We start from the raw sequence: 23906 nt of genomic DNA, 5'->3' as shown, positions 1-23906 counted from the left end.
ATAATGACACCCGTGTGGATTTGCCTTTGACTATTTGGACTGTCTTGCCAGCTGGATGGATTACTTAGCTTACTCCGTGCTGTTATCGTAAAGTCCGATCAGCTCATCGAATGCGGAGATAATGACATCTGAGCCATTCAGCTCACCCTGGCCTCCGAACCCTGCGTAGGCGCAGCCGATGACCGTCTGCCCGTTGCCTTTGCCGGCCTCCACATCCGAGGAGCGGTCCCCGACCATCCAGGCTTCTTTAATACCATGTTCCTCCAGCAGGATGCGCAGCAGATCGGTTTTGGTAGCGGTACCTTGTCCGCCTGCACTGTAGAGACCCTCAAACAGCTCTTTCAGCTTATGCACCACAACAACGTTGTGAATATAATCCTCCAGCCCGTTGCTCGCTACGAACAGCTTGACTCCACGCTCATGCAGTGCCGTAAGCGTCTCGGTTACCTTGGGGTACAGAAGGGTGCTGCCTGCCTTAAGTCCCTCAATTTCCTGTTGCAGCAGCAGCTCATCTGCGCGTCGGTGAACAGCCTCATCGGCATCCGGCATCACATTCTTCCAGATCTGTGACAGCACCATGCCCAGGCTGCTTAGCATTAGCTCTTCTGGTGGAGTAGGCCCGGAATATAGCCCCTCTGCCCGCAAAACATCAAACATTTTATGATAAGCGGGTAACAGCAAACTTTCGGTCTGAAACAACGTTCCATCCATATCAAAAATGATCGCTTCCGGTTTCTTCAATTTCGTACTCATGAGATGACCCAACCCTTCTCTATGGTTCAGTAGTTGCTGCCTTCTGCAGGCAGTATGCTTCCATCTTACACCCTATAATATAGGATAGCAGAAGGTATTGTCTATGTACATGCCAGTACAGCTTGTGATAAGTATATCAATATGTTATATTTCGTTTTGATATATAATTCAGATCCTCGTCAATGGATTCCAACAGGGGGGCGGCAGATATTCATGAATATACAAGATGTAATACTCGGAATTCTATGCAAACAGCCACACTCAGGCTATGAGATCAAGCGGCATTTCGAGGAGTACTTTTCCTTTTTCTTCGATGCCAGCTTTGGCACCATCTATCCTACACTCAGCAAGCTTGAAGGGCTGAACCTGATTACTAAGGAAGCCGTACGGCAGGAAGGCAAGCCGGATAAAAATGTGTACACCATCACAGAGGCAGGTAAAGAGCATTTCCGGAGCTATTTGGTTCAACCTGCGGAAAAAGAAGTGCTGCGCTCGGACTTTCTGATGCATCTCTACTTCGGGGATATGGCGGATGAAGAAACCATGGATACGTTGCTCCGCGAAGGCCTCCAAAACAAGCGGGACATGTACACCGATCTGGAACAGAAGATGAACCAGCTGGACGGCAAACTCAGTCCCCACCAGAAGCTGTGCATTGAGCTGGGTTTGGTGCAATACAAGGCCTTCATAATGAAGCTGGAACATGTGCTGGAATCCAGTGGAGAGGGCCCCGCCCCTAGCTGATTTACGAGAAAGCCACAGGGCTTGCGGGAGGCCGTCTTCTTGCTGTACCAATCAAAAGGGACCGTAGGGCAAGCCACCATTATGGTGTACGCCCTACGGTCCCTTTTGTCTAAAATGTAATGCTGCTGGTTACTGGTTTATATGTGGTCGAAGCTGGCAATCAATTCGTCAAGCACATCTTTGCTGACCATTTTGCCTTTGAAGTTAATGAGGTTTTCCGCACTGCCGGAGAAGATGCAGGTAGGCTCATATTTTCTGAGAATGATCTTTTCCCCATCAACGAAAATCTCGAGCGGGTCCTTTATGTCAATTCCCATCGTTCTGCGTAGTTCAATTGGAATCACGATTCTTCCCAGTTCATCCACTTTTCTTACAATTCCTGTTGCTTTCATCACTATGCATCCTCCCTTGAAATAACACTTAATAATCATTGGTGTTAAAAGCTATCAAAGCTTCTAAATAGTAGAAATGATTAACCTATATCTGCATTGTAAAGTGCTACTTCTTTCCTGTCAATTTTATTTCTACATCTTTTGATATATATCGACAAAATATTCGACAAAGTTTAGAGCGAATTCGACAAAATATTAGGTTAAGCACTATTTTTTCCAAAATTCATAGCAATAAACAGTTTTTTATTTTACAAAATTAATATATCCGCTTATAAAACTAAATAGACGCGTTTACAAAACAAAAAACCTCCATCAGCAGAAAGACGGTCTCTGCTAATGGAGGGCTGATTTGGATTTCATAATATTAGTTCATGTCAGAGTATCAGACGTGAATTTCGAATAGGCGGGCGGTCTTGCCCTGCGGGATCGAGACAGTCAGCACGCCAACTAGCTTGTCCCAGCTCCATTCCGAATGATGCTGCTTCGGATAAGCACAGCGTACTTCTGCAGCCTGGCCCTGCAGCCCGGGAATCGGAAGCTTAACCTCTGCTTCTTCTCCGGCAATCCGCCAGACCGCGAGATAGCGTGTATCGCCATGGCGCAGCCCCAAGCTGACCCATTCGCCTTCACTGTCAGGCAGGCCCAGCGGCCAGAACGGCGTCGCCTGCGGGATGTAGGCACGGATGGACTTGTAATAATCCAAGGCTTCCTTCACCAGTTCTCTGCGCCGGGGCTCAAGCTCCGCCAGATGTCCGCTCTGGTGCACACGGAGCAGCAGTGCATTGACCATGTTGAAGATGACTTCTTCATCATCACCTTCACGCAGCGGGTAGGACCAGACGGCCGATTGCTCCGGCGTGAGTGCTGCCGGTGAACCTGCAGCAATGGCCGCGTACTGCACATAGTCCTCCTGATCGCTGGTGGACTGGATGCTGTGCCGGCTGAGCATGGCATAGTCCATTCGCATGCCGCCGCTGGAGCAGTTCTCGATCACCAGATCCGGGTAACGGGTGAAAATGCTGTCCAGCCAGGCCAGATAAGCCCGGTTATGCTGTAGCAGTCCATCGCCGAAGCTGTCAGCATCCGTCTCCGTCCCTATGCCTGCATTGATGTTATAGTCCATCTTGATATAGCCGACACCATACTGCTCCACCAATCTGGCGATGACTCCGTCAGCGTGCGCAATAACCTTAGGACTCCGGTAATCCAGCTGATAGCGGCTGCGGTCCTTCACCCGTTTGCCATGGCGCATGAAGAACCAGCTGTCATCGGTCTCAGCCAGCTTCGGACTGTTGATCCCCATCACCTCGAGCTCCAGCCAGAGGCCGGGAATCATCCCTTTGCTGCGGATATAATCCAGCACATATTTAATTCCCTCCGGGAAGCGCTCAGCGGAGGGCTCCCACTGCCCGACGCCATCCCACCATTCTCCCGGTGCATACCAGCCGGCGTCGATGCAGAAATATTCACAGCCGACATCGGCGGCGGCATCAATCAGGGGCAACAGCTTCTCCGTCGTCGGACTGCCCCACAAACAGTTCATATAGTCATTGAAAATAACCCGCAGCAGCTCGTTATCCTCATTCGGACGGCGGATTATGCGCCGGTAGGCGGTAAGCTGCTCCGCTGCTCCCTGAAAGCCACCCTGCACTGCACCGACGGCTACTGGAACCGAGGTGAATTCCTCGCCCGGCTCAAGCTTCAGCCACCAGTGGTTGTCATGCTCGGTCGGTCCGCTGACCAGCAGTGTGAGCTGGTCCACTTGATCGGTCAGCTCCCAGTGCCAGGAGCCGTTATGCTCAATCTGCCAGAACAGGCTTGTCCCGCTCTCCTTGTTGTGCAGGACAGCCATGGGGAGCAGTTCTGCTGCCGACCAGGAGCCGGTGTTGCTGGCGGCGATACGCCTGGAGCCACGGTCCGCCAGATGGGACATGCCCAGCTCCGGCAGGCGGTAGGTCCGCCATTGCAGCTCACTCTGCCATCCGCTGTGGGCAAGGGTGACCTCTATTTTGTCGTTACGGTCTCCGCTCCCTTCCTTATCTAATCCAGTAAGCGCAAAAGTCGAAAGATATTCAACAGCGGCCATTTCCGTGCCTTCGTTCTTCAGCACCGTCCAGCAGCGGACCGTCTGTACGCCGGTATAAAACTGAATATGCTGTTCAGCTCTAATTCTGGTAACCGGGTCAACCAGACCGATCTCCAGCTTGCGGCCAAGGGCATTTACGCTATCCTTATGGCCTGCATATTCCATCCGCAGCCCCGGGTAGGAAGCGCGGTGCGTGCGCCCGTGATACTCATCCCGGTCCTCCCCTGAGAGCTGTAATTCCAGTAGCCGGAACCCCGGTTTGTTCTTCTCTGCAATCACTCCATCCTGCAAGGGCGCTGCGCCAAAATGCAGCAGCCGGACATCCTGCTGCTCCGTAATTTCAATCGTAAGATAAAGTCCGTTTTCGGCAATTTCAATGAGCTTGCTGTCCATATATCATTTGGCCTCCTGACAAATGTGGTTGTCTCTACCCTGTTTTGTGTCTCCTATAATTATAAGGTCTTCCTTTGTATTCGTAACTCTTGATTTCTAGCGTGCCGCAGAAGTGGCGAAGTAACGAAGGGGAGGTTTGGAACTGGAAGAGCGATAGCGATCGCCTTTATGGTTGGATTTCCACTGCGAACAGCAGATTAAATCAAGAAATCCAACCATAACAGCGGCTGGAAGTCCAAACATTCCCCGCAGTTACGTCAAGCCACTGGTGCTTCCCGCCCCGAAATCTGTGTTACATAAAAAAGACGGCTTATCCGGTAAATGAAATCTTACCTTCAAGAGCCGTCCCGGGATGGAAGCGATTCAAATCTTATTGTTCAGCCGATCCGAATTGAATCCAGGCTTTTTGAATTTCATCGATGGCCTGATCCTTGGATTTGCTGCCGCCGATGTATGCCTGCATCAGCTCGCCGAATTTCTGGTGGAAGGTATCCAGAGAGTAGTTAACCGACAAGTCGCCGGATTTTTCGGTTTTAAGGATTTCTACCATTTCCTTAGGCATTTGCAGGTCAGGCATTGGGGCATCCTTGATTGGCGGAATTACTTTTGCCACCGTGGAGAACCAGTTTTTACCGTACTCGGAGGTATACAGCCAGTTGAAGAATTCAATGGTTTCCTTAGCTACAGCGGAATCCTTGTTAATGCGCAGCGCCTGGTCAGCACCGGTAATAATCTGTGCCTGCTCTGGCTTGTCGCTAACCGGATATCCGGCGATGCCGAGATCAAAGTCAGGGGTAATCTTTTTGATGGCTTCTTCATCCCATGCGCCTTTACCCGTCATAAACGCTGCTTTGCCAAGAGCGAAGTCACTGACTTCTGCATTACTATCGCGTTCCAGCGGCTTGTCCGTTCCGTGTTTGACCGTGGTGTCAATGAAGTTGAAGAAGTTGTTGTACAGTACAGGATGATCCTTGAAGGTAGTATCTCCGGCGATGAATTTGCCTACCAGCGTCTTGGCATCCATGCCGGCATCCGTAGCGGCCGCATCCACGAAGTGTTGGAAGATGTGTTTCCAGACCCACCACTCTTTATAAGCGTTGGCAAAAGGGGTGATTTTTTTGGCTTCGAGCTTGGTGATGGCATCATCCAGCTGGGCTGTAGTTTTTGGAACTTCGGTAATGCCTGCATCAGCAAGCAGCTTTTTGTTGTACATCAGGACGAACAGGTTGCCTTTGACCGGAAGTCCAAGTACCTTGCCATCTGAGGAGGTCATGTTGGAGCGGACCGCATCCGTCATCGCGCCTGCCAACGGTTCATTGGTCAGATCGGCACTGTATTCAGCAAAAGTGTCGATATCTCCGCCGGCTGTAGTCTGGAAGACGTCCGGTGTGCTGCCTGCGGCAATTTTCGATTTGAGGACCGTATTATAGTCGGCCTGCATAATTTCCAGGTTGATGGTAACGTTCGGCTTTACCTTTTTGTATTCGGCAATGTAAGCATTGAAAGCATCAGTGTATTCAGGAGATGCGGTGAACATATTAATCGTGACAGGCTTAGATGAATCTGTAGCCGTATTAGCTGGCGCATTGGTTGCACCTGTGTTGTTAGCGGCATTATTGGTATTATTCCCGCCACAGCCGGCCAGCAGTCCTCCTGCGAGCAGCAGACTCGCGGATAGCGCCATAAATCTTTTTACCTTCATGATGTGTTGCCCCCTTTTCCTCATGTTTCTTGTGGTCTTGGTGTTATTTTAAATAAAAAGAAAAAGGATAAGAATGTACATAAGTGATCTTATGAGGGTAAAAAAGTGTGCTGATGTAACCGGTTCACTTTTCTCCCTCTGTGAGCAGCAGCCGAAATTCAGAAGGTGAACATTCATAGTAATTCCGGAACGCCTTGCTGAAATAGTTCTTGTCCTTATACCCCAGCCTCTCCGAAATATCCTGGATTTTGAGAGCAGGGTCCGACAGCAGATCTTTGGCTTTGTCCATTCTCACCTTTTGCACATACTCATGAATGCCATATCCATATTGGCCCTTGAACAGCTTCATTAAGTATTCTCTGCTCAGGAAGTACTTATCCGTGAACATCGATATTTTAATATTCTCGAAATAATGGTTATCAATGTATGCTTTAATATTTTCCAGCACACTGCCCCGGTCTCCGGCAAGCGATCTGCTGATTTCTCCGGCATACACATCCAGAATTCGGCTAAGCACGGCCTCGAACTCTCCAAAGGTGGCAAAATCACTGCCAATCCCAAGCCCCCGCAGCCCTTGGCGCTTTGTACTAAGCAAACGCTCCGGGACCGCATTCAGCTCCTGGGCGATATCCCCCAGTAAAATAATAAATTCCTGAATGGTCCGGTCCGCTTCGCCCAGGCTGAACTTCTCCGAGGTTTTCCATTTGCGTGTAAAATCGCTGAGGATGCTCTTCGCATGGCCCGTATTTCCGCTCTCCAGGCTGCTTCGGATCAGCGGCATCCGCCCTGTCAGGGAAGGGCTGTCCTTGGCGGCTGGTTTCGTATATCCCACATTCGAGACTACGCTGCTCTTCAGGCTCAGCAGATCGATCCCATCCAGTGCAGCCGTAGCCAGCTCATAGGACTGCGCAATGTCCAGACAATCACTGTAAGGCTGTCCAAGCCCGCTCGCACAAATCATCCCGAACAGTTCCTTCAGCGTGGATACCGCCTTCTTCATATGATGAAGCGAGAGAAACGCCGCATCTTCCCCATAGCTGCCTTTCAGGGTGAAAATGACGATGAATTCCCGCTCGCTTCGGGGACTGGCAAAGCTAAAGGCCTCAAAATGGCCGTCACTGTTCTCGCTCATGACATTAGTGACGGCAAAATGCAGCAAATCCCGGTCCTCATGGAACCGGTGATGACGCACCTGCTCCAGATTGAGCATCCGAAGAACGCCTACAGCGAAATGATTGCCGGGCTTGTCCGCGCCGATCAGCGGCAGAAATGCCTCATTGGACTGGTTCTTGAAGCTGCGTTCAATGATCGACAGATACATCTTCTCCTTCAGCTTCGGAAGGGACATATTCAGTGTGATATTACGGTTAATGAACTCGCTCTCCTTCTTACGTTTGGCCTCGAGCACATCGACAGCCTTCCGCAGCGCACTGTTCAGATCCGTACGGTTGACCGGCTTCAGCAGATAATCCACAACCTTGGAACGGATAGCCTGCCGGGTGTATTCAAAATCGTTGTAGCCGCTAATTACAATCAGCAGCAGATCGGGGAATTCACTTTCAGCGATTCTAAGCAGCTCGCTTCCGTTCAGCTCCGGCATCTTCATATCCACCAGGGCCAGATCAATCTTATGCCCGCGAAGCATTTCCAGCCCCATTTTTCCGTCTGTTGCCTCAAGCACCTGGTCAACGCCCAGGCCCTTCCAATCGCCAAGAATATTGATCGCTTCGCGCAGCGGCTCTTCGTCGTCTATGATCAGAACTTTATACATGTTGTCCCAGCCCTCCCCGCGGTAACCGCATATCCATTTGTGTTCCGTGCTCATTGCTGGCAATAGTAAGCCCCGCTTCGTCACCGTATAAAAGCTTCAGGCGGGTATTCAGATTCTTAAGGCCGATGCTCTCCACATCCCCTTCTTCTGCTGAGCCTCCGCCGCGGTCATCCCACTGAATCTGTAAGGTGCTAATTACCTGCTGCAGCCGCTCTTCCGTTATACCCGGTCCGTCATCCAGTACAGAGATCACGCTATATTCGGGTGTAATATGAGCTTCAATCCGGATAGTAACCGTACTGGATACCTTCTCCAATGCATGCTTGATACAGTTCTCCACCAGGGTCTGAATCGACAGCTTGGGAATTCTCAGCTCCAGGAGACTGTCATCCCAGGCGTATTCCACCTGCATGCGGCTGCCGAAGCGGGCTTTTTGCAGGGCCAGATAACGTTCAATATGCTTCAGCTCCTCCCGCGCCTGCACCACATCTCTGCCGCTGATGCAGTACCTCAGGGTGAGTGCCAGATTATCAACCATCTCGACAATATCATCATTATTGTTTTTGAGTGCCTTGGTGGAAATGGCCTGCAGCGCATTATAGAGGAAATGCGGATTAATCTCCGCCTCCAGTGCCTTGAGCACAGCGTTTTTCTCGACAATTTTCATTTTATAACGCTCATTGATCAGCTCATTAGTTTTTTCCACCATCTTGTTGAAATGGCGTGACAGGTAAGCGATCTCATCACTGCCCTCCACGGTTGCTTCGGCATCAAAGCTCCCGGTACTGAAGCGTTTCATCTGCAGCGACAGGTTCTTCAGGGGACTGGTGATCTTATTGGAAGTGAAGCTGACGAGAATGACGGACACCATCAAAAAGAGCAGACCAATCGAATAGCTCAGTTTACGCGTCGTCGTCGCCGCTTCATAGATCTGCTTGTAGGGAATCGGCTTAATGAGCTTCCAGCCTTCCTTTTGGCTGATGTCATACATGACCAGATACTTCTGCCCGCTGTCAGACCAGGTCAAACGTCCGCCTTGGGCCGGAGTCAGCTTCTCCAGCAGCCCCGCTTTTTCACTTTTGAGAACAAATTCACGGTCATCTACCACAAACGGTTGATTGTCGGGACTGACATACATCAGATGCTCCCCCTCATTAAAGGGAATATCCTTCATAATCTCATCCGTCACACTGGAATTGAAATACAGGGACAGTACAGCCTGCGGCTCCCGGGTCACAATGGAACGCAGCAGCCGGTGATAACCCATGAAGCTTTTCTCAGTATTGATAGGGTAATCGCCACTACTCTCCTCAGGCGACCGATCCATCACGAAGGACTGGTACGAGCGGTTGAAGGGGCTGGCCAGCGCACGCTTGTACCACGACAGATTCTCGATCGGCGGATGCGGTGCCACCCGGACGGTAATATTATAGTTCTCCTTGGTCACATAATAATATTTGTGCTCCTTGATGACGTACAGGTAAATCGCTTCCAGATCATTGCGCGAAAAATATAGATTCTTCAAATAATCCTCTACATACATCTTGGACGCATAGTCCCCGGATTCATGCAGGATCGCGTAGTTGAACTCATCATAGGAGATCTGCGGCAGTGACAGCTGGCTGATCCCGTCCAGATAACTCTCCAGATTACGCCCCACCAAAAGCAGGTTGTTACGGGTGCTGGAAATGCTGCTGTTCACCGATTCTTTGCGCAGCATACCGTAGGAAATGAACGTCAGTGAGGTCACAACCAGAATAATGATGATTGTGAACAGCAGGATCAGCTTGTTCGCCAAACGCCGGGAAATCCGCTCCAGCAAAGGCTCAAACAGCTTATATAGGGTTCTCTTGATGATGCCATCCTCCTTCTTGCACGGACTTTGCGGGGAAATGTTCAGTTCACCTTTTTACCCCTAACTGTACTCTTAAATCCATTTTTGAGTATAGGGGTCTGCTCTATAATACACAATATAGACTAACCGGAATGGTTATGTGTGGCAAGCCAGTACAAGACTCCCACCCTATAAATCAAGAAGAGGTGCTTCCATGTTAAAAACACTCGGCAGAAGATGGCGCGAGAAATTAGACTTTGGGCTGTTCACACTCCCCGTTCTAATCTGTATCGCTGTTGCGTTCTACATTCCATTTGTCATGACCATCCGGTATTCCATGACGAAATGGAACGGAATATCCAAACATCCCAAATTCGTCGGCCTGGACAATTTCAAAATGATCTTCTCCGGCGATACTAACTTTTCCAATGCGGCCTGGTTCACGATCAAATATGCAGTGCTCTATATCGTAATCGTCAATGTCTTGGCGATACTGCTGGCCGTACTGCTCGATATGAAGCTGAAGTCCACCTCATGGCTGAGAGCGGCCTTCTTCATCCCTTACATTCTCAGCCTTGTTATCGTCGGCTTCATCTGGAAATTCATCTTCATGCAGGGCTTCAACTCGCTGGGTGACAGTACAGGCTGGTCGATCTTCGGACTGAGCTGGCTGGGAACGCCGGGGCTGGCATTTATCTCGATTCTGGGCGTTTCAATCTGGCAGTCCATCGGGTTCTACCTGGTAATATATATCGCTGGTCTACAGTCTGTCCCTGAGGATCTTAAGGAAGCAGCCACAGTTGACGGTGCAGGCGCCATGAGAAGATTCTTCAGCATCACACTGCCGCTGCTCGCTCCATCCATAACGATTTCAGTATTTATGGCGCTGACGAACTCGATCAAGGTGTTCGATGTGATTCTGTCGCTGACCGGCGGCGGTCCCGGAGGAACTACCTACAGTATCGCTTACGATATTTACCGGGATACCTTCCAGAATAATCTGTACGGATACGGAACAGCGAAAGCGCTTATCCTGTTCTTGGCTGTACTGGTCGTTACGATCATCCAGCTGACAGTCTTCAAACGAAGAGAGGTTGAGGCATAATGAAAACAAACAACAATAGAGCAGGCCGGATCATTCTCGAAGTGGTTCTGGTTATCCTCTCTCTTCTGTTCCTGTATCCGCTGTTCCTGACCATTATCAACTCGTTAAAAAACTTCAGTGAGGTCATGACCGACGTAATCGCACTTCCGAAGCATCTGACGCTCAGCAACTACTCGTATGTCTGGAAGTTTATCAACTATCCGAGATTGTTCCTGAATAACTTCGTGATTACCGGCCTTGGTCTGCTAGGCATCGTATTCGTCTCATCCATTGCCGCTTATAAGCTGGCACGGACCAAATCCAGACTGAGCGGAATCATCTACTTCCTATGTATCATGCCGATGCTGATCCCTTTCCAGTCCATCATGCTAACCGTGCTGCAAACCGCCAAGAACCTGAACCTCTCTGAGAGCACCTGGGGACTGGGACTGCTGTACTGGGGATTCGGCGCACCGCTGGCTGTGTTCATCTATCATGGTTTTGTAAAAGGAATTCCGCTGGAAATCGATGAGAGCGCCACAATCGACGGAGCCTCCAGCTTCCGGCTGTTCTTCAGTGTCATTTTCCCGCTGCTGAAATCCGTAACGACAACCATCGTCATCATTGACGTGATGTGGATCTGGAATGACTTCCTGCTCCCGCTCCTGATGGTCAATGGTTCACCGGATACAAAGACCCTGACGCTCGCTGCCTACACCTTCGTTGGACAATATACCTCGGACTGGCAGTATGCGATGACAGCGATGGTAATGGCCGTACTGCCTTCCATCATCGTGTTCATCTTCCTGCAAAAGTATATCGTCAAAGGCGTTGTAGCCGGAGCCGTGAAAGGCTGATTCGGATTCAACCTGGAAGCTGCTGCTGACAGACAAAAGCCCCGCCCAACAGAGAAATCTGCTTGGGCGGGGCTTTTGTGGTTCTTTTTTGCTTGATGAGTGGTTGAAGCGGACACAGATGACTTTATTTCATGCCGCCGGGCTTAGAATGGGGCGAATCAGGCTGGCCTACTACTGCATAGCAGAAAATTGACCCACTCTAACGTCCGCCTATTTCCGTAGTGCCACCCGGTACACCGGAATCGCTGTAATGCTGTGGAACACAGCGGTCGCTTCCCCGGTAAACTGCTTCTCGACCGCCATCGCGGCATCTGCCGCCACAGTCGTGACCCCCTTACGTAGCGGTGTAGTCTCGAGGATGATCTCTCCGCTTCTCAGCGTATCCCTGAAGCGGGACAAGCCGATCTCCCATGGCGCGCCGTTATAGAAATGATCGTGGAAGAGTTGGCCGGCCGCAAAGGCATAGCCGACATTACCGGTGTAATCGATGCTTAACAGCACCTCTTCCACACCCTCCAGGAGGTCCGGAGCAAGTTGAAGCGCGATTTTGTGGTCATGAATCCGGTGGATACCCAGCCGGATCTCCTTGGCCGGGAGTTCCAGATCGAAGCTGTGGAACCACTCCCCTCTATGCTGCGCAATCGAGCAGGCGGCGTGCGCCGTTGTCCACCGGGCAGGCGCCGCCGGACCGCCGGCATATTCCCGGAAGGAGAAGCTGCTCTGGCCGCTGCTGAAGAATTCAATGCCATCCTGCGTCTGTACAGGCGGAACCTCCGAGAAAATAATCCGCTGCTGCCCTTCATCCTCCATCTCCCACAGCATGGCGGCTTCTCTGGCATTCATGGCGTATATCCGGATCTCCCGGGCTCCGTCCTGTATAATCCGGATCATTCCCGGGCGGTCATGCGGAATAAGAACCGAGTACTCATTCCCCGCACCCTTTTCGACCGTTCCGGTGTCTGCTGATATGCCGGTAATGGCCGCATGTGCATCAATCAGAAACTCCCCGTCCACACCCTCCGGCATCGAGAAAAAGTAAGTAGACGCTTCCGCAGACTCCACCCGCGTCACCGGCTGGGCTGTAGCAAAGCGCAGGTTCAGTCCGTCCAGTGCAAAGTTGAAGGGAAAGATGAACGACGCGTTTTTGCGGACGGTTAGCGAGCTTTTTCTTGGGAATTCAATGGATTCGTCAGCCAGCAGAATGGCGAACCGGACACCCTCATGCGTATCCATCACTACATGATCCTGATAGTTGTTCACGAACAGGAACCCGGCTTTGCCGTCTGTGCGGACGGCATACCGCAGCGTATGTGCGTCTTCAGGAGTAATGGTCTCCGCACCATCCGGCAGGACGGTGGCCATTGGCGCAAGCCGTTCCCCGAACCGGTGCAGGAAATAATGCAATGGCCGCAGCAGATGGCCCGAATCCCGGATCTGCCCGAACTCTCCGATCGGTGCCTGGAAATCATACGTGATTCTTGGCGTGGTGCTCTCATTCAGGTAGCCCGTTTTCCCTATTGGATTCGTACCGCCATGGAACATATAATAGCCGACAAAATTGCACCCGCCCCCAATCTTCATCAGGCTCATTGCCATCACACTTTCCGGCTCCACCTGGAACCGCGACAGATACCAGGTCTGCATCCCTCCGCCCATTTCACAGCAGGCAAACGGATATTTAGTCTTGGGATAGGGAGGATTGAATTCACCCGTCTCAGCAGCTTCATTATGATAATTCACAAATACATACTCCGGTGTCGGCTTCTGGTCAGGATTCTGCTCGCTGATGCTCCACGGCGTATAGGCATAGCCGCCGTACAGCGGTAGCACCTCATCCTCCAAAAATGGCGCAGCGCCCCAGCCTGTACTGGTATAGAAAGGCGCAACCATTCCTGCCTCCTCTGCATACTGCTTAAGCAGACGCATATGCTCGGAGCCGGCTTCGCCGCCAAGTCCGCCGCTCAGGTATTCATCCCCTTGCTTCGCAGTCAATTCCCACAAGGCGGCAGCAGCATTGAATTCGTTCTCCAGCTGAATGCCAACCACCGGCCCTCCGTCTTTGAACATCTGCCCTGCGACCTGTATTCCAATCTCATGGAACAGCCTGTGGACATAATGCAGATAACCTTCATCGTTGGAACGCACATCGAAGGAACGCCCGAACAGCCAGTCCGGCAGCCCGCCGTTGCGGACTTCCCCATGGCAGAAGGGACCCACGCGCAGGATGACATATATTCCATTCTGTGCGCACAGCTCCACGAATTTCCGCACATTACGGTTGCCCTGCCACTCGAAGACCCCTTCGATTTCCTCATGATGATTCCAGAAGATGTAGGTAGCCACAATATTGATTCCGGAACTTTTCATCTTACGGATCTCCGTCTCCCAGCAGTCTTCCGGGTAACGGGAATAATGGAATTCGCCGCAGATGGCAAAATACGGCTTGCCGTTCAGTTCCATATAGTAGTTGGTGAAGCTGATGTGATCTCCCTGCGGATGGGTTCCGCCCAGCCGTAAGGTCGCCGGATAAATGTCTTTCGGGGCAATGCCCGCATGAATGGTATAACTCATATTTTGCAGCTCCTTTTCTATATAAATAAGGGCTGCCCCAAAGCAAATGCTTTGGAGCAGCCCGGAAGCCGTTACATAAGCTTCACTCTTATTCAGCTATTATTTTTTTGCAGCCAGGAAAGCATCGATTTGGGCTTGCATTTCCGTCTGAACCTTGTCAATACCAGCGGCTTTCAACTGCTTGATCAGGTCAGCCCGGCCTTTATCGATATCATCAATCAAACCATATTCCAATGGAATAGCGTAGCGCAGCATTACGTTTCCGATATTCGCCACTTCGTTCTTCACTTTTGCGGAGTCGAAGACAAAGGTTTCCAGCGGGAAGTGGTACACGCTTGACTGCCAAGTGTTGAACATATCGTCAGCTTCTTTCGGATAAGCCGCATCTTGACGGTTCAGCGGGGAATTCCAGCCCCAGTTCGAGAAGCCTGTGTAATTCGCAGCCGCAGGGCCGGCAGTGAACTTGTCATCGCCCTGAGGAACATAGTTGGTTCCGGCAATACCGTACATCGTCAGATCGTGGATTTCCTTGTCATTCTGCAGCAGATCAATCAGCATCAGGGAACGTTCAGCGTTCTTCGAGGTCGCATGAATGGACATCCCGTTCTGGGTTGCGATGGCAGCAATTTTCTTCTTATCTGGAGTAAGGTCGGCAATGGCCAGCTCCACATCCGGTTTGTCACGGCGCATTTCAGCAAGGTTAGCTGCTACAGTACCCAGGTTGTGGGCATAAGAGGAAACCTTCTCTGCTTTGACATCCTGCCATACATCATTTTTGTTACTCACTACGTTTTTGGACCATGCACCATTGTCGGCCAGATCTTTATAGTATTTCAGCAATGATGTGAATTCTGGAGTGTCATAAATGTCGAATACTTTGCCGGTTGCATCATCCAGCTTGTAAGCCAGTGGCAGCAGGTTCGCATCCACCAGGTTGAAGTTGTTGTTCTGCTCCAGCAGAATTTGATCCAACTCATGGAACTTCCAGCCATCGGCAGGTTTTGCTCCGAACGCATTCATGCCTTTTTCATTCTTAGCAATCGTTTTCAAGTAATTGGCATAGGTTTCAGGACTGTTGATTGCCGGAAGATTGTATTTCTTGCGCAGGTCTTCACGATACAGGACAACTTTGTCGGTAACTTCCACATTATTGTTCGGAACCATGTATAGCTTGCCGTCCACTTTCGCTTGTTCCCAGTTCACTTTAGGCATCGCTTCCCAGGTTTTTGGCATATATTTGGACAGCATATCATCCGTCAGCTCCAGAAACCCGCCTTTGAGTGCCTGATCGTTATAGAAGGCCCAGTTCGCTGTATACACGAGGTCAAAATCCTCATTCGCTGCGAATTTCAGCGGGTACTTCTGGGTCCAGTCCGACCAGTCCAGGAATTCTGTTTCAACCGTGGCATTGATTTTTTCTTTCAATTTGGTGTTGAGCTCTCCGAATACCTTGTCGTAATCGCCAGGCTGGCCGCCTATCAGAAGCATTTTGAGCTTGACCTCTTTGGAAGTGTCAGGAGCGCCGGAATTCGTGGCTGCCCCTTCTGTAGCTTTTGCTCCGGCGTTTGTGGCTTCCGCAGCTGTATTGTTGTTGTTGCCGCCTCCGCATGCACTGAGGATTGTACCCAGTGTCATCATCGTTGCCAGCGTAACTGTAAGTTTCTTTTTCTTGTTTGTCATGGCAGATAGTGCCCCCTAATGAATTAGTATTGGGTTTATATTGTATTGATAACCGGGTTGCCCCGGAATTATCCTTTGACAGCACCAACAGTGAGCCCTTGCACAAAATACTTTTGAATGAATGGATAAGCAAGCAGGATAGGTCCTGTAGCTACAATCGTCATGGCCATCTTCAAGCTTTCTGTAGGCAGATCGGAATTTACTACCGCACCCGAAGCCATCATGGCCTTACGCATGCCATCCATGTTACCCAGCATTTTGTAGAGATAATATTGCAGCGGCATAAGCTCGGACTTGGAAATAAAGAGCAATGCATTATACCAGTCATTCCAGTAGGCCAGTGCGATGAACAGGCCGATGGTCGCCAGCGCAGGCTTGGACAAAGGCACTATCAGCTGCATGAAAATCCGGAAGTCACCCGCTCCGTCAATTTTGGCAGATTCCGTAATGGCATCCGGGATGCTGCTCATGAACGACTTCATTACGATAATGTAGAATACATTCATCATCATGGGCAGAATCAGTACGAGCAGCGTGTCTTTCAGATGCAGGTAGTTGACGATCATCAGATACCAGGGCACCAGACCCCCGCTGAACAATGTGGTGAAGAAGAAGAAAAATGAGAAGCGTCCACGCCATTTAAAATCTCTCCGCGACAGCACGTAAGCTGTCATTGAAGTCAGGAACAGTCCGAACAAGGTGCCGATTAAGGTTACAGAGATCGTTACGCCGTAAGCTCTGAGCATATCAGCCGGATACTTAAACAGCAGGCTGTAGGCATCTGTGGAAAAATCAGTCGGGATTAGCTGGAAGCCTTTCTCGATAATCGTACTCTCCTCGCTAAGAGAGGAGGACACCACCAGAATGAAGGGAAAGATACAGAATATTGCAAGCAAGGTAAGTGACACATATCCGATAATCGACAATAGCAGACGGTCCGTATTAACACGCTTGCGCACCTTTGTGGTTTGAATCTTTGCAGTAGTACTCATGGCATTACCTCCTTTTCTTAGAATAGGGCACGGTCTTTATCGTATTTGCGTACAGCATAGTTGGCCAGCATGATCGTTACAAAACCGAGCAGGGATTGATAGAAGCCTGCCGCAGCGGACATTCCAATCTCATTCGAGGTTGTGAGCGACCGGAAGACGAAGGTATCAATAACGTCCGTGGACGAGAACAGCAGCCCGTTGTTACCGACCATGTTGTAGAACATCCCGAAGTCACCCCGGAAGATGTTGCCGATAGCCAGCAGAACCAGAATGATCACTGTAGGCATCAGGTTCGGAACCGTAATCTTCATAATCCGCTGGAAAATATTCGCACCATCAATTTCGGCTGCTTCGTACATTTCTGTATCAATGCCTGTGATCGCCGCCAGATACATGATCGTTCCATACCCCAGTGTCTTCCAGGCAGACACAACCACGAGAATAACCGGCCAATAAGAGGCAGTATTGTAAATGTCCACCGGCTGCATACCGAGACCCTTCAGCAATACGTTCACGGTACCCACATCGAAGTTGAACAGGTTGTATGCGATGGCTCCAACCACAACCCAAGAAATGAAGTAAGGCAGGAATAGCATCGTTTGGGTAATTTTCCGGAACCATTTGCCGGCGACCTCAAACAGCAGGATGCCCGCAAAAATTTGAAGCACGTTGTTCACAACGATAAATGCAATATTGTACAGCGCCGTGTTTCGGGTTACACGCCAGGCGTCACCAGAGCCAAAGAAGAATTTAAAGTTATCCAGTCCGTTCCACGGGCTGCCGAAGACACCACCCGTGTAGTTAAATTGCTTAAACGCCAGTACAATACCCGCCATGGGCACGTAAGCGAATAACAGGAAGAACAATACCGCAGGAGTCAGCATAAGTAGCAAAGCTTTGTACTTCTTGACATCATCCCAGAATCCGTGTTGTTTCTGTTTCATCTCGAATCCCCTTTCCATGTCACTTTTCTCTATAGCTTTATTATAGAGAACCGCTTACCTGGTGTGGATTCAGCCCATCAACTAAAAGTAATACTTTTTCAACGATCGGTTGAAACCGTTGCTTTTCTAAAAATGAAAAAACGTTGCCCGGGGTCTGAAAACGGCCGGGGCAACGTTTTTGCGGTTATATTTTATGCTTTTTGCGGTACTCACCCGGCGTCATGCCCGTGATCTGCTTAAACTGCCGGTTGAAATAGATAATGTTCTTGTAGCCCATGCGTTCGGCGATCTCATATATCTTGAGAGTCGGATCGCTAAGCAGCTCGGATACCCGGTTCGTCTTGCGTTCATTCACGTATTCACTGAAGGGAAGCCCATATTCCTCCTTGAACAGATAGCCCAAATAATTAGGAGTGAAGTCGAAATGGGCCGCCACCTCTTTTAATGTAATCTTCTTCTCCAGATTCTCCTCCACATAGCGCATAATCTCATCAATCAGCTTGCGCTTCTGCCGCTGCCGCTTCACGTACAGCAGCTCCGATAGCTCGAAGAATCTGCGCCGCATCCAGGAGAGGATATCATGGATGGTCTCGAACTGGAACAGGATATCCGGCTGATGGGATTCCCATTGCAGCAGCTCGTACAGATTCTCGTTCTGCTGCTGAAGGTCGGCATGAAGCTTAGAGGTAATGCGGATGATCAGCTCATAGACCTCCTTCCTTCCGGCGCCGGGAAGGTCCTTCGTGAACAAAACCATCAGATGATCATCTATCGCTACGAGATCATACTGGATGATGGCCTCCAGCAGCTGATCTACCGTTTGTTCAATTTGCCCGCCGGGTGTTCCCCTTGGTGAAGATTGTATGGTGTCTCGAATCAGGCGGTTCTTGCCCAGCAGCCACTTCGCACTCAGCGCCGCCTGCGCTTGCTGATAGGACCCGTGCAATCCTGCCTCTTCTGCGGCATACTGTCCTACACCTACAGTTACCGTGCAGGGGGATGAATCTGCTACTTTGCGGATCAATTCCTCCAGCAGACTCAGAAAGCTGTCCTGGGGGAGTGAAGACAGAATGACAAACCGGGTATGATGGACAGCAATCCAGATGCCCAGCTTAGCATCCTCGGCAAAGGCTTTAATCACCTCGGCAATTTGCCGCGTAATGCTCCGGGTGTCTTCCTCGGACCAATCACGCATTTTCCACTCCAGATCATCGATCTCCACAACCGCCGCCGCTGCGCCTTTCTGCAGCAAGGGATTGAGGAGACTCCGCAGATGCGGCTCTGCTGGCTCAGGCGAGGCCTCATCGAACCAGCGCAGAAGCAGCTCCTTGTTCACCAGGGACAAGGCTTCGGTGAAGGAGCGGTCCTGCTCTCTTTCCTGCTCCATGTTGGTGCAAAGTGTCCGCAGCATTTCGTACAGGTCCTTATCTTGAACAGGCTTCAGCAGATATCCCGAGGCATTGATCTCAATCGCCTCCTTGGCATAACTGAAATCCTCATGTCCGCTGATGAACACAATTTTGGTCTTAGGACTCAGCGCCTTGGCCTTGCGCGCAAATTCAGTACCAGTCATAATCGGCATCCGGATGTCAGATAAAATAATATCGACCTGTACTTCCTCCATAATTTTCAGCGCATTAAAGCCGCTGCTCGCGGTGCCCACTACGGTAATATTCAATCCGCTGGTCAGCACTCTTCGGCGCATCCACTCCAGATCAATGGCTTCGTCGTCCACCAGCAATACGTTAATGCTCATATCTTAATGTTCCTCCTGTGTCAGTACAAGCTGCAAATTATGGGGCAAATTCTACATCCTGTTCCTCGTTGTCCTTCATCCCGGCGGGAAGCAGCAGTTGAACCGTTGTGCCTGCGCCATAATAGCTCGCAATGGTCACTCCGTAGTTGTCCCCGTATCTAAGCTTGATCCGCTCATTCACGTTCTTCACTCCATAGCCCCCGGCCTGGCTCGGTCCTTGCATCATTCGTTTGATGTCCGCAGGGCGCATGCCAATTCCATTGTCGATGATTTTCAGTTCAAGATTACTGCCTATCCGCCGCCCGGTCAGACGAATCGCTATCGTCTCCCCAAACCAAGCATGCTTGAAGATATTCTCAACAAAAGGCTGCAGTACCAGCTTGATAACCTGCATGTGCAGAATTTCCTCGTCTACATCCACATATACCGTGAACGCATCCGCATATTTGACCCGCTGGATTTCAAGGTACGTAGCGACCTGCTCCAGTTCCTTCTCCAGTTCAATATAGACATTACCCTGATTCAACGTTAACCGGTAAAAGCGCGAGAGTCCCTGTACCATCCCTGTGACTTTGTCAATCTCCCCGAGATTTGCCAGGCTGCTTATCGTTGAAAGTGTATTATACAAAAAATGCGGATTGATCTGCGCCTGCAGCGCTTCCAGTTCCGCTTGCTTCTTTTGGATGCCCTGCACATACACGCTGTTGATCAGCTCCTGGATATTGGTTGCCATCACATTGAAGGAATCCGCAATCTGTACAAATTCATCATTGCCCGAGAAGCGGATACGCTTCTGGAAGTTCCCTTCCTGGAAGGACCGCACCAGTCCCACGATCCGGCTCATCTTGCGTCCGGACAGCCGTGCCACCACATAGCCAATCAATGTCATCACCAGGAAGCTGAGTGCACATACTGCAAAAATCACACGGCGCAGCCTGCCGGCATCCTTTGTCAAATACGTATAGGGCACCAGAGATTCGATAACGAAGCTGCTGCCGGGGATCTTTTCATGCAGACTCAGGAAATTGCTGCCCGGTTCATCATAATTCGCCGTTCCGCGCTGGAACAGAATATCGCCGGTGGTCTCTTCCACAAGCCGGAGGGTAATTCCCTCCTCCAGCGGGAAGGTGTCAAAGCCCCCGAACAGATCCTCAAGGGATACGGTGATCCGAACATAGCCGATCACTGTTTTATAATCGCTGAAGTTGACCAGTCTGCGGACATGCGAAATATTGCCCAGCTTCTGGTCCGTATCAATCTGCAGCCAGAGATTGTCCCGTTTCGAATCTTTGAGGGACTTGTACCACTCGCTATCAGCGATATCCTTAAGCGGCAGAATATAATAATCACTGTCTAAGATCGGCTCGTTCAGATTGTCACCGGATACAATGTTCAGATCACTGTTCGGCGTATAGAGCATGAAGCGGATCTTGTTCCCGAACAGCTGCAGCGGAGCGGTGATCTGCGGAACAATCTGGTCGATCATGGCGAGATAGATATCAAACGGCGTACCTTTGAGCTCAAGAGCGCGCTGAAACGGCTGGCTGCCAAACAGGTTGTCCGACATTCGCTGAATTTCATCCATTTGGTAGCGGATATTGTTCCTTGACTGCTCCATTCCCGTCCGGATGTTCGACTCGGCCATCTCCGTCCGTGAATCAGTAAGCATGGAATAAGAGATATAGCCGATCGTTACATCGGTCAAAAGAACCAGCAGCAGATAGGGAACCATCATTTTATAGGTGAAGGGCATATATTTCTTCAGCTTGGGCATCAGTTGCAGAACATCCTTTTGTATGGATTTCAATATGTCTATATTAACGTCCCCATCCCCAGAAATAAATAGGCATCAGAAGAAATGGCTTCGCCGTCCTCTGAAGGAGGCGGCATCCGTTTCAGTCGAGAAACACAGCAAAAGCGCCGGAATTCCTTCCGTCGCTGGTTTCTTTCTATTTTAGAGCCGTTAATGCATGTAATACTACTTCTGCCGGTGCAAGTTCTGTTGATACTGCCCGCACGGTAATCGGACCTGCTTCGGCGGTAGACTGGATCAAGGCCAGGCACCAGCCATTGAATGCCCGGCGGACGGGTGCCTTATCCGGCTCATGGCTGCTGGGATTGCCGTTGCCTACCCCAAGAAGAATTCCGGCACCTTCCACTTCGAAGCGGATTTCAGGGTCTGCGGTTGGAACAATATGCCCCCTGTCATCCACTACAGCCACGCGGACCGGAATCGTATCCGAGCCGTCTGCTCCAACCTCAGTCCGGTCAGGGTACAGGCAGATCTGATGCGGCTGGCCTGCCGTAACCACCGCTTTCTCAGCGACGATCCGGCCATCGCGTGTTCCAAGCGCTTTTAACTCTCCGGGTTCATAGATGACTTCCCATGACAAATACCCTGCCCGGTCAACCTGCTGTTCACCCAGACTTCTGCCATTCAGAATCAGTTCAACTGTAGCGGTATTGGAGAACACCCTCACTTCTACCGGCTGTCCCTCAGAACCCGGCCAATTCCAATGCGGCAGCAGATGAACCATAGGCTCGTCCTTCCAGACGGCCTGCATGTAGTAATAGCTGTCCTTAGGGAAACCGCAGGTGTCCATCAGCCCGAAATGGGAATTCACACATGGCCACAGGTAAGGGGTGGGCTCTCCGCGGTAGTCGAACCCGGTCCACATAAATACCCCGGTAAGAAAACGGTTGTTCAGAGCATCGCTCCACGCCTGCTGCGGGGTGCAGCCCCACGAAGGAATATTCGTGCCGTATTCGGAGCAATAGCCGCGCACCGGATCATCCGCGTAGATGCCCCTGGTAACCGTATAGCTCGCGCATTCACTGCCGATCATAGGATGCTCCGGATGCAGCTCATGGTCCCGGATATCCAGATGATCCCGGTGTCCGTAATTATAGCCTGTAATATCAACAACCTCATTGTATCCATTCTCATACCAGCCATGATTCATAGCCGCTGAGGTCGGGCGTGTTGGATCAATCCGGCGGACGGTATCCGCGAGCGTCTTCAGAATACGTCTGCCGGTTACGGTGCCTTCCAGAACCTCCTCATTCTCCAGATTCCAGATCATGACAGATGGATGATTACGGTCCCGGTATAGCATCCGCTTCAGCTGGGCTATGCCATTCGGGCTGCTGTCGAGCTTGCGGTTCTCATCCATCACCAGTAGTCCCATCCGGTCACAGAGATCCAGCAGTTCAGGGGTAGGCGGATGATGCGCACTGCGGTAGCTGTTAGAGCCCATCTCTTTAAGCAGCTTCAGCTTATATTCAATGATACTGTCAGGCAGCGCCACTCCCACTCCCGCAAAATCCTGATGATTGCAGGTGCCTTTGATCAGCAGCGGTTCTCCATTCAGGAAAAAACCCTGCTCCGGATCAAACCGGATGATGCGGATGCCAAAAGATGTCTCATACCGGTCCACTACAGTTCCCTCATGTTCTAGGATGGATATGGCTTTATAGAGGTACGGGTACTCCGGCGACCACAGCGAAGGCTGCTCCACTGTGCAAATCTGCTCAAGCTCCGTCTCCCCGTACCCGTCCACAACGGCTTGCGCCGCAGAAGCAGCTACCTGTCTGCCGGCAGCATCATATATTTCTGTGTGCAGCGAGACCGCCCGGCCTTCTGTATATTCATTGCAGATACGGGTGCTGACATGCACCCTGGCCTGCTGCTCCCCCACATCCGGTGTCGTGATATAGGTTCCATACTCCGCTACATGGAGGCGGTCCGTCTCTTCGAGCCACACATGGCGGTAGATGCCGCAGCCCTCATACCACCATCCCTCATTCTCCAGCGCGTCTACCTTGACTAATATGACATTCTTGCCTTCCCCGCCATAACGAAGCACATCGGACAGATCATAGGAATATCCGGTGTATCCTCCCCGATGCTCGCCAATGAAATGTCCATTGACCCATACGGTGCTCACGCCCGAAACTCCGTCGAAGGATACCGTCCATTTACGCGCTGCACCTTCTGCCGGCAGCTCGAAGCTTTTGCGGTAAAACCCGATTCCACCCGGCAAATAGCCATGGCTGCCATCCCTCGAGCCAAGCGATGCATCCTGGACATACTGCTGCTCTACACACCAGTCATGCGGCAGCGATACTCGCACCCACTCCAGCTGCTGATGGCCCATCCCTTTATCGTTAAAAGCAATATCCAGCCATTCTCCCTCCTGCAAGGAACCACAGTCGGTAATCCCGCCTGTCATTCCGGCCTTGACTGCATACGGAATGCGGATATCCCCTTTGTAAAAACTCCACTCCTCATCAAACCGGCTTCTGCATCTCCCTGCTGCCACACTCACTAACGACCGCCTCCTTACT

General features: G+C 50.8%; 16 protein-coding genes. 3 read left to right on the top strand and 13 right to left on the bottom strand.

Annotated elements, in window-relative coordinates:
- Positions 1–69: 69 nt before the first annotated feature.
- Entirely contained in the window at positions 70–753 is a 684-nt protein-coding gene (locus A3848_RS05480) for an HAD hydrolase-like protein (RefSeq protein ID WP_074083952.1), read from the bottom strand.
- 213 nt (positions 754–966) lie between these two features.
- Between A3848_RS05480 and A3848_RS05475 the strand changes: the two genes are divergently transcribed.
- Entirely contained in the window at positions 967–1497 is a 531-nt protein-coding gene (locus tag A3848_RS05475) for a PadR family transcriptional regulator (RefSeq protein ID WP_074083951.1), read from the top strand.
- 137 nt (positions 1498–1634) lie between these two features.
- On the opposite strand, the gene A3848_RS05470 is transcribed toward A3848_RS05475, so the two are convergent.
- From A3848_RS05470 to A3848_RS05450, 5 genes are all read right to left on the bottom strand, one after another.
- Entirely contained in the window at positions 1635–1892 is a 258-nt protein-coding gene (locus tag A3848_RS05470; protein ID WP_042211697.1) for an AbrB/MazE/SpoVT family DNA-binding domain-containing protein, read from the bottom strand.
- A gap of 379 nt (positions 1893–2271) precedes the next feature.
- On the bottom strand, positions 2272–4368 hold the full coding sequence (locus A3848_RS05465; protein WP_074083950.1) for a glycoside hydrolase family 36 protein: 2097 nt from the start codon (positions 4366–4368) through the stop codon (positions 2272–2274).
- 370 nt (positions 4369–4738) lie between these two features.
- Positions 4739–6070 (bottom strand): ABC transporter substrate-binding protein, encoded by a 1332-nt coding sequence (locus A3848_RS05460; RefSeq protein WP_074083949.1) that lies wholly within the window; start codon positions 6068–6070, stop codon positions 4739–4741.
- Positions 6071–6194: 124 nt separating this feature from the next.
- Complete coding sequence (locus tag A3848_RS05455) at positions 6195–7841, bottom strand: response regulator transcription factor (protein ID WP_074083948.1); 1647 nt, start codon at positions 7839–7841, stop codon at positions 6195–6197.
- Positions 7834–9663 carry a sensor histidine kinase gene (locus A3848_RS05450; protein ID WP_256701720.1) on the bottom strand — a complete coding sequence of 610 codons (1830 nt, stop codon included), beginning with the start codon at positions 9661–9663 and terminating at the stop codon, positions 7834–7836. The genes A3848_RS05455 and A3848_RS05450 overlap by 8 nt, the downstream gene beginning before the upstream one ends.
- Before the next feature lie 226 nt (positions 9664–9889).
- On the opposite strand from A3848_RS05450, the gene A3848_RS05445 reads away from it, so the two are divergent.
- Together A3848_RS05445 and A3848_RS05440 are read left to right on the top strand one after the other, a co-directional pair.
- On the top strand, positions 9890–10780 hold the full coding sequence (locus A3848_RS05445; protein WP_074083946.1) for a carbohydrate ABC transporter permease: 891 nt from the start codon (positions 9890–9892) through the stop codon (positions 10778–10780).
- Positions 10780–11616, top strand: coding sequence for a carbohydrate ABC transporter permease (locus tag A3848_RS05440; RefSeq protein WP_074083945.1), 837 nt, complete (start codon positions 10780–10782; stop codon positions 11614–11616). The genes A3848_RS05445 and A3848_RS05440 overlap by 1 nt, the downstream gene beginning before the upstream one ends.
- Before the next feature lie 210 nt (positions 11617–11826).
- On the opposite strand, the gene A3848_RS05435 is transcribed toward A3848_RS05440, so the two are convergent.
- The 7 genes from A3848_RS05435 to galA form a co-directional block, all read right to left on the bottom strand.
- Positions 11827–14187: a beta-galactosidase gene (locus tag A3848_RS05435; RefSeq protein WP_074083944.1), complete on the bottom strand. Its 2361-nt coding sequence runs from the start codon at positions 14185–14187 to the stop codon at positions 11827–11829.
- 99 nt (positions 14188–14286) lie between these two features.
- Positions 14287–15867, bottom strand: coding sequence for an ABC transporter substrate-binding protein (locus A3848_RS05430; protein WP_074083943.1), 1581 nt, complete (start codon positions 15865–15867; stop codon positions 14287–14289).
- Between the two features lie 68 nt (positions 15868–15935).
- The gene (locus A3848_RS05425; RefSeq protein ID WP_083609612.1) at positions 15936–16859 is read right to left on the bottom strand and encodes a carbohydrate ABC transporter permease; all 924 of its coding nucleotides are present in this window, start codon (positions 16857–16859) and stop codon (positions 15936–15938) included.
- A 17-nt stretch (positions 16860–16876) separates the two neighbouring features.
- A complete protein-coding gene (locus tag A3848_RS05420) occupies positions 16877–17803 on the bottom strand; it encodes an ABC transporter permease (protein WP_074083942.1) in 927 nt (308 codons plus the stop codon).
- A 184-nt stretch (positions 17804–17987) separates the two neighbouring features.
- The gene (locus tag A3848_RS05415) at positions 17988–19559 is read right to left on the bottom strand and encodes a response regulator (protein ID WP_074083941.1); all 1572 of its coding nucleotides are present in this window, start codon (positions 19557–19559) and stop codon (positions 17988–17990) included.
- Positions 19560–19596: 37 nt separating this feature from the next.
- Positions 19597–21366, bottom strand: a complete 1770-nt coding sequence (locus A3848_RS05410; RefSeq protein WP_256702166.1) for a sensor histidine kinase — start codon at positions 21364–21366, stop codon at positions 19597–19599.
- 142 nt (positions 21367–21508) lie between these two features.
- The gene (gene galA, locus A3848_RS05405; protein WP_074083939.1) at positions 21509–23887 is read right to left on the bottom strand and encodes a beta-galactosidase GalA; all 2379 of its coding nucleotides are present in this window, start codon (positions 23885–23887) and stop codon (positions 21509–21511) included.
- Between the last annotated feature and the right edge of the window lie 19 nt (positions 23888–23906).

It is taken from the genome of Paenibacillus sp. P32E, assembly GCF_001909085.1.
Taxonomy (GTDB): domain Bacteria; phylum Bacillota; class Bacilli; order Paenibacillales; family Paenibacillaceae; genus Paenibacillus_AQ; species Paenibacillus_AQ helianthi.
The sequence above is the reverse complement of the archived record's forward strand: the minus strand, read 5'-3'. Positions and strand labels throughout refer to the sequence as shown.